Genomic DNA, 10,807 nt, shown 5'->3' on the forward strand with positions numbered 1-10,807 from the left:
TGGATGTGGCCACCATCTCGGCATCAAGCCGGATCTGGTGCTGGCCAAACAGCTTTTCGACCCCCTACATGATTTGTTCCTGGAGTGCGATCGCTCTGGTGACTTGGCGGGATGCCTGGTGATCCAGGGGTTGGTGGTGGAGTGTTTCGCCGTGGCCGCCTATCGCCACTACCTGCCGGTGGCCGATGCCTATGCACGCCCCATTACTGCCCGTGTTCTCAAGGATGAGGCGGAGCACCTGAATTACGCCGAGTCTTGGCTGAAATCCCGCTTCCCTGAACTGGAGCCGGCCATGAGCTCCATCTGCCGCAAGGTTCTGCCCGTCACCACTGCAATCCTGCAGGCCGTTGCCCCCGACATGCGTGCCATTGGGATGGATCCGCTCGACCTGGTGGCCAGCTTCTTTGAGTTGTTCCAGTCCTGCCTTGAAACGGTCGGCTACGACGCCAAAACAGCGAGCCGCCTGATTGTTTCTGCTGCGGCCTCCGCTCCGATGGCCAGGGCGACAAGCAAGAGCGCTACAACGAAACTATGCTAGCGTTTTTTCAAATGCAACTCCCTCCATGCACTCCCCCCAGGCTGAGCCCATCTCAGACCACGCCGACCAGGCCGATGCTGCTCTCCGTGAGGGCTTCGGTCCGCGGGTGCGCAAGCTCCATACCCGCATCGGTCGTGCCCATCACCAAGCCGAGGGCATGCCATTTGCCAAAGCCTTGCTCGATGATCAGGTCAGCCCCTTGCAGTTGGCGGCGTTGGTTCGGGCCCTGGGGGCGCCCTGTGCATTTTTAGAGCAACAGCTGCCTGAGGCGGCTGCGGCCCTCGGGGCCAGCACAGCGCCTTGGCCCCACCTGGCTAGAACCGCAGTTTTGGCCCACGATTGTGCCCAACTGGCGACGCTGCCAGCCACGCCTCCTTCGGCGGCGGCAGCCATCTGGCTGGAGCAGCTGCGGGTTCTGGCCCAGCAGGCCCCCCATCGCCTGATGGCCCATGTCTATGTGCGCTACGGCGGCGACCTCTCGGGCGGGCAACAGTTGGCCGCCCATGCCAACGCCATTCTGGAGCGCCATCAGCTGCCTGCTCTGGACTTCTGGTGTTTTGATCGTTCCACCGCTGAACTCAAGCACTCGCTGCACGACGCTTTTGAGCAGCTCGATCTTTCGACAGCTGAAGAGGAGGAATTGTTGAGTGAAGCCGAATTGGCTTTCGCTGCTACTCAGCGCCTGTTGGCGGAACTGGCCGATTTGCCCCAACCCTGAATCCTGGGGCTGCTGCGTCCTTCCCATCCTGGCTTGTATTTACAAATGTTGCCCCCCGCACCTGACACCACGACGTCAACGCGGCTTACGCCGATTGAGTTATTGCTCAAGTACGACAAACCCGTTCCTCGCTACACCAGTTATCCCACAGCTGGAGCCTTCAGTTCAGCGGTGGGCAACGCTCAGCTGAAAGCACAGTTGGCAGAGCCCTGTAGCGAGCCCCTGTCGCTATATGTGCATGTGCCCTTCTGTCGCCACGCTTGCTGGTATTGCGGCTGTAATCGGGTCACCACCCAACTGGGTTCGAAGGTGGTTGCTCCCTATCTGGCGGCATTGGCCCAGGAGCTCCAGTTGGTGACTGCCGCCATGCCCCAGTGCCGAGCCCTGGCCCAGTTGCACCTAGGCGGGGGCACTCCCAATTACCTCAATGACGCCGAAATGGCGACGTTGTGGGGTTTGATTGAGCAGCACTTTGATCTCGCGCCCCAGCTGGAGGCATCGATCGAGTTGAACCCTGAGTTCGTCTGTCGTGATCAGGCCATGGAGTTGCATAGGCTGGGCTTTAACCGCATCAGCTTTGGCATCCAGGATGCAGATCCAGAAGTTCAGAAGGCGGTCAATCGGGTGGTGCCAGTTGACCAGTTACGTCGGGTCATGGCCTGGTTGCGGGAGGCTGGCTTTGACAGCATAAACGTAGATTTGATTTGTGGTTTGCCCCTGCAGACAATCAACCGATTCCAGGCCACGTTGGATTTGGTTTGCAAGCTTGGGCCCGATCGGATTTCGATGTTTTCCTTTGCCTATTTACCGGAGCAGTTACCGCTCCAGCGCAAAATAGAAGCGGCTGATCTGCCCAGCCCCCGGGAGCGACTTGCCATGCTTCAGCTAGCCAGAGACCAGTTTTGCGCCAATGGCTATGAAGCGATTGGTCTGGATCATTACGCCCTTCATGGCGACAGCTTGGCGGAGGCAGCCCGAGCAGGAACGTTGCATCGTAATTTTCAGGGCTACACAACAGGTGGTGACCTGGACCTTTTGGGAGTAGGTCCTACAGCAATCAGTCAGTTTCCAGGCCTTTTTTCACAGAATCATCGCGACCTCAAGGCCTACTATCAAGCCTTAGGCTCGGGTTGCCTGCCTACGGAGCGGGGCCTAGTTGTGGATGATCCCGATCTACTTGAGCGCCGCTCATTGATCAAGCAGGTGATGTGTCAATTCCAGGTTGACCTCCCCTTACATCGCTATCCCCAGGAATGGCTAGACCTCCAGGCCCTGGCCCGCGATGGCTTGGTCAAGCTGAGGGAATCCAAGGGGATTGGCACGGCTTCTGTGACCCCCGAAGGCCGCTGGCTCCTGCGCAGTATTGCTGCAGTGCTGGATCCGCTTCAGCGGCAGCAGGCCCGCGGCTCACGCCTGATCTAATGCCCCATAAGAGCCAGCCCAGCCAGAAGAGACACTTTTAATTTGACACTTTCAATTGGACTCTTTAATTAGGCATTGTCACGAATTCCTCTGCCACTGAGGGATGCAGGGCCATGGTGCGGTCGAAGTCGGCCTTGGTGGCTCCCATCCCAATGGCGATCGCTGCCATCTGGATGATTTCAGCGGCGTGTTCGCCCACCATGTGGCAGCCAAGCACCTTGTTGCTGGCGGTCTCCACGATCAGCTTGAGCAACACCTTGGGACCTCTGGCCGGCAGGGCCTGACTCATCGGGCGGAAGCGGGCCCGGTGCAGCTTGATTCCATCGATGCCGCAGCGCTCGATTGCCTGTTCTTCGGTAAGCCCCACGCTGGCCAACTCCGGCTGGGCAAATACCGCGCTGGCCACCAGGCTGTGGTCTACCTGGCGTGGCCTGTGGCCGTATACCGTATCGGCAAAGGCGCGGCCCTCATCCACCGCAACTGGGGTCAGGTTGATGCGGTCTGTTACATCTCCCACCGCATAGATGCCGGCCACGTTGGTGCACTGGTCGCCATCTACAGGAATGCGGTAGCCCTCCACGGCCACGCCGGCAGCCTCCAGGTTGAGCCCATGCAGGAAAGGCCTGCGGCCGGTGGCCAGCAGCACGCCACCGCAGGCGATCGACTCGCCGCTCTGGGTGGTGACGCTGAGTTCGCCGGGGGCGCACTGGCCGGTGATCGCCGCTGGGGAGTGGGCGAAGCGGATCTCGACGCCCTCTGCCTCCATACCGGCGCGCACCGCTTCGCTGGCTTCGCGGTCGAAGCCGCGCAGCAGGTGATCGCCGCGCACCAGCTGGGTCACCTGCACGCCTAAGCCATTGAGGATGCAGGCGAATTCGCAGGCGATGAAGCCCGCACCCACCACCACCACCCGCTCGGGGAAGCGCTCCAGTTCAAATAGATCGTCGCTGAGCCAGGCCAATTCGGCGCCGGGGATCTCGGGGCGATGGGGCCGGCCGCCCACAGCAATCAGGATCCGCTTGGCGTGGAGCTCCTGCTCGCTGCCATCGGCCGCCGTCACCACCAGGCTCGTGGGTCCGCTGAAGCGTCCCCAGCCCCGCAGCAGCTCCACGCCGGCCTTCTCCAGCAAGCCGATGTGCAGTCTGTTGAGCCGATCCACCTCAGCTCGCACGTTGGCCAGGAGGGTGGCGCTATCAGGTTGCACCGCCTTGATTTTCCAGCCGTAGCTAGGTGCGTCGGCCAGCAGGTGCCTGTAGGCCGAGCCGTACACGAGCAATTTCTTCGGCACACAACCCCGGATTACGCAGGTGCCGCCCACCCGGTCACCCTCCACGATCGCCACCCGCGCACCGTGGAGCGCGGCGCGTTTGGCGGCAGCCAGGCCACCGGAGCCGGCGCCGAGCACGATCAGGTCAAAAGGGACTTGCATGGATCAGGCGAGCGCGGAGAGGTGAATGTTCTTTATTACGCTGTCGGGCAGATTGCGGGATATGGGGCAGAGCTTCATCCGCTTCTCCAGAAAGGCGATGGAGTCGGTGCTGGGCTGGGCAGACTCGCCTGGAACCAGCTGCTCGATGCGAATTCGGAAATCGCCCACGACGGAGCTCACGATCCAATCGCTGCTGGTGGTCACCTCAAAGTCTGCATCCACCTGCTGCAGGGGGATTTGCCTCTCATTGGCATTGGCCACCAGGTAGAAGTGCTGACAGAGCAACAGTGAAATCAAATAGAGCCGAAAGCCCGTCATGGTGATGCTGAGTTGCTGGGGCTCCCATAGGCCACTATCGGCGAGGAATTCCACCACCAGGTTGCTGGTTTGGTACTCCGGAGCTCGATGGCTGCTGCGAAGCCTGAACTGGAAATTGCGTTCGTTCTGCTCAGCCATGGGGGCAAGGGAAAGGGTTGGTGGATGGGCAGGTCGGCTAGTTCTTTCTCTAGGCCCTCACCCGGTTCCATGGCATCACCGCCAGGAGCCTGGCCATGCCGCAGAAGCCGCTTACACCGGCAAATACCAGCCCTGCTCCAACGAACCAGCTGAGCAGGATCCAGGCCGGGGCAAGGGCATGGCTGAGAACTAGCCCAAGCAGCACCAGGGACCCGGCGGCGATCTGCACCTGACGCATCAGGGGCAGGGGGGCGTTTTGGAGCTTGCGCACCGGCAGCCCGGCCTGCTGCCAGGCCGGAACGCCGCCTTCCAGGTCGACCAAGGGGTGGGGATGGCCCTGCTGCAGAAGCTGGGTCAGGGCCTTGGTGCTGCGATTGCCGCTCTGGCACACCAGCACCAGGGGGCCCTGGGGCAGGTCGGCCTGGGTGATGCGCGAGAGGGGCACGTTCAGGCTGCCGGCGATATGGCCACCGGCGTATTCCATTGGTTCGCGCACGTCGACCACCTTCACCCGCTGCTCAGCCAACTGCTGGGCCAGGTCGTGAACGGTGATGCGCTGGCTGGTTGCTTGGGCCATGGCTTGGCACTGCTCTCATTTCTATGACTATAGCCGCATAAAGGGCAGAAATGCCCAAATGGGGCCCTGGCGCGCCCAATTTTTGGCTTGCGATGGTAGGTTGTTTGATTCTGTCGTTTTAGAAATTGAAATTCTCGAATCTGGGATTGCTTGCGGGTTCCTTGATCGCTGGTGCCGGAATGAGTGCCCATGCGCAACAAGTCAATCTCATGACCGCATATAATCAACAGCAGCTTACGCGTGCTGTTTGTATGGATGCGGGCACCACCAGCAAGATCATCATTGCCTCAATGGACCTACTGAAAAGTACGCCATATGTGAAGTGTCCCAGAGGCAATGCAGCCATTTGTTTCTCCGAAGACCCTAAAGACCCTGGACACGCGCTGGTAAACATTGACCCCCCAAAAGGAAGTGGCAAAGGCTTGGATTGTGATGCCAAGGCGGACATTGGCCTTAGCTTTGTTGCCTTGAACTGCCTCGAAGCCAGCATGGAAGCCAAGCAGCACAAGAAGAATTACTGAGGATCCTTTTAGGGCGGGTTGCCTTGGGTTGATTTTGAAAATAGGAGTGGCCGAGGTCTGTCTTTCGCGCGAGCAGGCCTACTGGCGTTCCCGCGGATCCGTCACGATCCCGCCACCTTCCACCAGGTAGCGGCCTGAATCGGCAATCCCTTTCAAATGTCCCAATTCACGCCGCGAGGTTCGCTCATTTAAGCAACACCAGGCGGTTGCTTGAGATAGAAATCAACCAACTTGCACTCACTGGTTGGGCACGCAAAGCGAGGCTGCTTCTCCATCCCTTAGTAGGCACCCGAGCGATGGGCCCCGGGCATTTGCCTGCTCAGCCGTGGTTTAGTCCCAGGGGGTAGGGCCCAAGGGGGCCAAGCGCAGCTGCGCTTGGGTTTTGCTTGGTGATCAGATCGTGAAATCTGATGAGGGCTTCAGTTGTGGTCGAAGTTGCCGGCGCTAGCACCTAGGGCCAGGTGTCTGAGGGTGACGTTCCGTTATGTCCGGGGCACATGCGATGCAGTGGATGGCCATTCAGGCCGGGTGTCTTCCATCTCTGTAGCCTCCGAATCCCTTTGCAAAACGATGGAAGGGAACTTCACCGAGCCAGTCAGGACGCTGGTGCGCAAGTATATCCGTACTACGGTGGCATCCCCATGCTCAGGCGGACCTGATTTGACTGATCGAGCAAAGTCACAGCCGCAAAGGCAGGAACCAGATTATTGAGAAGCCACCTAACCTACAAGTAACCGCTAGTTTTGAAATAATGTTCTATTTTAAAGCATTCGGCTCTTGCTTTTCTGGGAATAAAATCGAATATCCACCTTCAGCTGCTGCTATTTGGCCTCCGCCCACTGTTCCGCAGCGGGGTTGGCTAGCTCTCCTCCAAGCGCCACTGGGCCTGTTATGCCAAATAACATTTGCGGCAATATTTTCAGTTGGCCACCTGTTGCTGGCTGAACAACCCGCAGAGGCCTCCAGTTGTGTGGGCAAAGCCGGAGCACCCAGCTGGCGCGTGGGCGTGGTGCCCCAGTTGCCGCCACGCCAGACCATTGCTGCCTGGCAGCCCGTTCTCACCGCGGTGGGCCAGCGTTCTGGTCAGTGCTTTGAGTTGGTTGTAGCCGGCACGATTCCGGCCTTTGAGCAGCAGCTCCGCAGCGGCGCCCTGGATTTTGCCTTCCTGAACCCCTACCACCAGGTGTTGGCCAACCAGTGGCAGGGCTTTGTGCCTCTGGTGAGGGATCGCAAGGGTCTGGAGGGGGTGCTGCTGGTGCGCCGCGACAGTCCCATCAGACGGATCAGTGAACTCCAGGGAGCGGTGGTTGCTTTCCCTTCACCAAACTCCTTTGCAGCCTCCCTGTTACCCAGGGCGCTGCTGGCGCGCGATGGCATCACAATCAATCCCCGCTACCTGGAGACCCACTCCAATGTGTACCGGTCTGTCGTACTCGGCAGCAGCAAGGCCGGTGGGGGCGTCAATAACACTCTTGTCAGGGAGCGAACGGAAGTGAAACAGCAGCTGCGTGTGCTCTGGCGCACGCCTGTCTTCCCTGCCCACCCTTTCTCCGCCGCCAGGCGCGTGCCGTCGGCGATCCAGGCCAAGGTGCGAGCGGCTTTCCTGCAGCTGGCCTCTAATCCCGAGGGACGCACACTGCTGGAGACTGCGCAGATGCCCAATCCTGTTCGTGCAGACCACGCCAGGGATTACGCCCCGTTGAACCGGCTTGGATTGGGCCGTTTTGTGGTGCTGGGCGGTGACTGAGCATTCAGTTGTTGCTGGGGATCCCCCACCGCTCCCGCGCTGGGGGATGCAGCGATCTCTGGTGGCCTTGGTGAGCATGGGCCTTGTCACCGGAGGGGTGCTCGGCTGGATCTCTTACCAGGAGTCACGGAGCTTGATCGAACAGGCTCAGGAGCGGGCCCGCATGGCCCTGGCCCGTGGGCTGGCATTAGGTCTGGCTGATCAGTTGGCAATTGATGACTATGCGGGCATGGAATCCCGCCTCGAGCAGGCCATGGCTGATGAAACCATCGCCTCCGCCCTGGTTGTCGATACCGAAGGCAAGGTGTTGGTGCATCTACAGCGTCGCAGACCTTCTGATGTTCCTGAATTGGTTTTTGTCCCCCAGCGAATCCTGCCGCCACGTTCTGGGCTGGAATCCCCTGTTACGACAAACGGGATCACCACCCGCTGGAGTCCGATAGAAGCCGGCTTGCCTGTTGGCTGGTTGAAGCTGCGCACTTGGTCCTCGAGCACCGATGCGGTGCTCAGACTGCTTGCCCAGCAATATCTTGTGCTGGGCAGCTTGACGGCCGCTCTGGTAGGGACCCTGCTGGTATCAGGAAACCGTCAGATGCGGCGCCAAGCTCAGCTGCGGGAGCAACAACTGAATGATGAGAAGCTCGATCTCGAGCGCATCGCCCTTACGGATCCACTCACAGGCCTTTACAACCGACGCGGCATTGAGCGAGCTCTGCTCGAGACCCTTCAGAACCCGGCCAGCCGGGCTACCGCAGCCCTGGCGGTCTGCATGATCGACCTCGACGATTTCAAGACAGTGAACGACGTCCACGGCCATGGCATTGGCGACCTGTTGCTGACAGCCGTCGCCCAAAGGTTGAGGAGTTATCTCCGCGAGGGTGACTGCGTGGGGCGCATCGGCGGTGATGAGTTTATTGCGGTGTTTCGCGGCTGCTCGGAGCGGGAGCTGGCCTTAACCCTGGCTCAGCGCATCAGTGATGGTCTCATCCAACCCTTTCGGCTTGGCGATCATTTGATACGTATCGGTGCCAGTATCGGCGTTGTGCTGGATGCAGAGCAGTCTCTTGTCCCCAACCTCTGCGAGCACCCAAGTGACGCCGATAGCAATGCCTCCTCGTGCCTGGAGAGCCTGGTGAAGCTGGCAGACCGCGCGATGTATCTGGTGAAGCAAAATGGAAAGCGCCAGGTGGCAATCGCACCCAAAGGCTTCTGATTGCACAGGTTGGTTTCATGCAGCGGTAGTTCATGCGAAGTACCCCCAGGCGAGCAGAGCGGCGAAAGTAGAGAGCAATACGCCATTTGTGTTTCCCGTGTTCTTAAATTTTGGGCTCCATAACCCGAGTCAAGAACACCGCCGTGAAGCTCAAGCCTTGAGCAAATCTTCTCCCAGAAGAAATCCCTAACCCTTGCCTGCCAGGCCCCAGACAGGTGATCCGTGAAACCACAGACACCCGTTGGGGAGAGAATCATCAGGGTCCCTTTGCCCACCACTCTGACAAACTCCCGACCACCCCTGCAGATCCGCCCCTTCGAGGCGGCCGACTGGCCGGCGCTGCGGGCTCTGCTGGAGCCGGTGTTCCGCGCCGGCGAAACCTTCCCCCACGATTCGGCCAGCCAAGCGTGGGTGGAGCAGAGCCAGGCGGTGATGGTGGCCGTGGAGCCGGCCGGTGCCGTGCTGGGCACCTATTACCTCAGGCCCAACTCCCTAGCTCTCGGCGCCCATGTGGGCAACTCTGGCTATGTGGCTGCTGGGGTTTTGGGCAATGAAGTTCAACCTGGTGGTGAGCCAGCGGCGTTTCGCCACAGGCAGCTGGGTTATGTCGATGCGCTGGTGATGTTCCAGGGACTTGCTGAGGGACCGACATCATGAAGGTGGTGCCGCTGCGGCTGCCGCCAGGTGATGACCTCCGCCAGGCCCTGGAGGCCTGGATGGGAGAACAGGAGGAGCAGGCCGCCTGTTTGCTTAGCGGTATCGGTAGCCTCTCGGTGGTCCAGCTGCACATCGCTGTGGCAGACAGCAGGGGTGTGATGATCGGCGGGCACCTCTGCGCGGGGTCACTGATGCGCACCACCGCCGAGCTGATTAGCTACCGGAGTGGCAGTTCACCCGGGAGCTCGATCCAGCCACCGGTTACGCCGAGCTGCAACTCAGTCCTCAAGCTCCGGGCTGAGGAACGGCAGCCGCCGTTCCAGTCGTTGTGCAGGCCCCTCAGAAGAAAGCCGCCCGCTCTAGCGGCGCAGGACGAGCTGGGGGTTGGAGGGTGAGCGGGCCAAGGTCGCAACAGGCCATTCGACGTTCGCTCGCCGCGCTGGTAGCCCCGCACCACTGTCTGCTGCATCGTGGCTACCGCTGCGCGGGAGTCTTCGTCTACGAATGCCTGACGGATCGTCCGGCTGCTGTACTGCAAGGGGGGCCAGTAAATCTTTCAGTCCCCTTAGCGGTGCTTGCAGCTTCGCTCCGACATCAGTGCTGGCGCCCGAGCGCTCGGCGATGGCCGTCAGATCGCGACTCAGGTACGCCCAACACAGTTAGCGCCAGTGACTGGACCCGTGGCAAACCCGAAGGGTATGAAACTAATATATCGTTGAATTGGAATCCAAGGAATGATTCCAACCAGATTGGCGCCTCTGGCTCTCTTGGGTTATGTGATGTTGCGCGGCTGTGATGCAAGCGTCCTGAAGTGGCTGCAGGAAAGAGGTGCCGCCACGCTGCTTCGAACGGCAGGGGGAGAGGATCCAATCAGCTTTGGCAACGTCTTTTTCTTCGCCAATTTGGCCACGGGATTGGTTGTGCTGCTGCTGGATCGGGGGAGCCTGAAGCGTCAATTGCCACAACTTGTGCTCCGCGATCGAAGCCTTTTGTGTTTGCGTGCGGCCCTAGGTAGCCTGATTGGACCAATCTGCTATTTCCTGGAGCTTCAAAGCCTGACCGTGATTAGCCAGACGTTGCTGTTTACGTTGATTCTCCCCGTCACTGCCCTACTAGCACAGCTGCTCCTACGAGAACCTCTGCCCAAGCGATTTGGATTCAGTTTCGCGTTGCTGCCATTGGGATTGCTGATCAGCCGTAACGTTGATCTGTCGTTACCATCCGCTGCGCCCTGGAGTTGCCTGGATCCTGTGGGTCTTGCCTGGGGTTTGCTCAGCGTGTTGTCCTTTTCTGCTTCCGGGGTTCTGAATCGAATCGTGGTGGATAAGGGGTGGGCTGCAGGCCTGACGATTGGCCTGACAAATCTTATGGCAGCGTTGGTCTTTGGGATGATCACACTTGTTTTTTATGGTCCAGAGCAGTTTCTCTATATGCGCTGGTGGTGGTTGTTTGGTCTGCTTCTTGTGTACACAGCTTGTATTAGTCTTGGCGGTGAACTGTTGCTTTTGATGAGCTACCGCGGACTGGGC

Annotated in this window: 12 protein-coding genes; 9 read left to right on the forward strand and 3 right to left on the reverse strand. The window is 59.8% G+C overall.

The annotated features are described in order from the left end of the window. The 3 genes from KBZ07_RS10315 to hemN form a co-directional block, all read left to right on the forward strand. Window positions 1-538 (forward strand): long-chain fatty aldehyde decarbonylase (locus KBZ07_RS10315; RefSeq protein ID WP_254931528.1); only part of this gene is annotated, 538 nt, incomplete at its 5' end. A 25-nt stretch (window positions 539-563) separates the two neighbouring features. Beyond that, complete coding sequence (locus KBZ07_RS10320; RefSeq protein ID WP_254931529.1) at window positions 564-1,256, forward strand: biliverdin-producing heme oxygenase; 693 nt, start codon at window positions 564-566, stop codon at window positions 1,254-1,256. Between the two features lie 45 nt (window positions 1,257-1,301). Beyond that, window positions 1,302-2,678 (forward strand): oxygen-independent coproporphyrinogen III oxidase, encoded by a 1,377-nt coding sequence (gene hemN / locus KBZ07_RS10325; protein ID WP_254931530.1) that lies wholly within the window; start codon window positions 1,302-1,304, stop codon window positions 2,676-2,678. Window positions 2,679-2,742: 64 nt separating this feature from the next. On the opposite strand, the gene gorA is transcribed toward hemN, so the two are convergent. The 3 genes from gorA to KBZ07_RS10340 are packed head-to-tail and all read right to left on the reverse strand — an operon-like array spanning window position 2,743 to window position 5,140. Beyond that, window positions 2,743-4,107 carry a glutathione-disulfide reductase gene (gorA, locus tag KBZ07_RS10330; RefSeq protein ID WP_254931531.1) on the reverse strand — a complete coding sequence of 455 codons (1,365 nt, stop codon included), beginning with the start codon at window positions 4,105-4,107 and terminating at the stop codon, window positions 2,743-2,745. Between the two features lie 3 nt (window positions 4,108-4,110). Continuing rightward, window positions 4,111-4,563 carry an OsmC family protein gene (locus tag KBZ07_RS10335; protein WP_254931532.1) on the reverse strand — a complete coding sequence of 151 codons (453 nt, stop codon included), beginning with the start codon at window positions 4,561-4,563 and terminating at the stop codon, window positions 4,111-4,113. Window positions 4,564-4,612: 49 nt separating this feature from the next. Further along, window positions 4,613-5,140, reverse strand: coding sequence for a rhodanese-like domain-containing protein (locus KBZ07_RS10340; protein WP_254931533.1), 528 nt, complete (start codon window positions 5,138-5,140; stop codon window positions 4,613-4,615). A gap of 161 nt (window positions 5,141-5,301) precedes the next feature. Between KBZ07_RS10340 and KBZ07_RS10345 the strand changes: the two genes are divergently transcribed. From KBZ07_RS10345 to KBZ07_RS10370, 6 genes are all read left to right on the forward strand, one after another. Next, window positions 5,302-5,661 (forward strand): hypothetical protein, encoded by a 360-nt coding sequence (locus tag KBZ07_RS10345; RefSeq protein WP_254931534.1) that lies wholly within the window; start codon window positions 5,302-5,304, stop codon window positions 5,659-5,661. Between the two features lie 934 nt (window positions 5,662-6,595). Then, window positions 6,596-7,408, forward strand: a complete 813-nt coding sequence (locus KBZ07_RS10350; RefSeq protein WP_254931535.1) for a phosphate/phosphite/phosphonate ABC transporter substrate-binding protein — start codon at window positions 6,596-6,598, stop codon at window positions 7,406-7,408. 46 nt (window positions 7,409-7,454) lie between these two features. Next, the gene (locus KBZ07_RS10355) at window positions 7,455-8,621 is read left to right on the forward strand and encodes a diguanylate cyclase (protein WP_254931536.1); all 1,167 of its coding nucleotides are present in this window, start codon (window positions 7,455-7,457) and stop codon (window positions 8,619-8,621) included. Window positions 8,622-8,888: 267 nt separating this feature from the next. Next, entirely contained in the window at window positions 8,889-9,278 is a 390-nt protein-coding gene (locus KBZ07_RS10360; RefSeq protein WP_254931537.1) for a hypothetical protein, read from the forward strand. Continuing rightward, window positions 9,275-9,673, forward strand: a complete 399-nt coding sequence (locus KBZ07_RS10365) for a PPC domain-containing DNA-binding protein (protein ID WP_254931538.1) — start codon at window positions 9,275-9,277, stop codon at window positions 9,671-9,673. The genes KBZ07_RS10360 and KBZ07_RS10365 overlap by 4 nt, the downstream gene beginning before the upstream one ends. Window positions 9,674-10,012: 339 nt before the next feature. Then, window positions 10,013-10,807, forward strand: a 795-nt coding sequence (locus KBZ07_RS10370) for a hypothetical protein (RefSeq protein ID WP_254931539.1), incomplete at its 3' end; no start/stop codon positions are given.

This window comes from Cyanobium sp. BA20m-14, assembly GCF_024346295.1.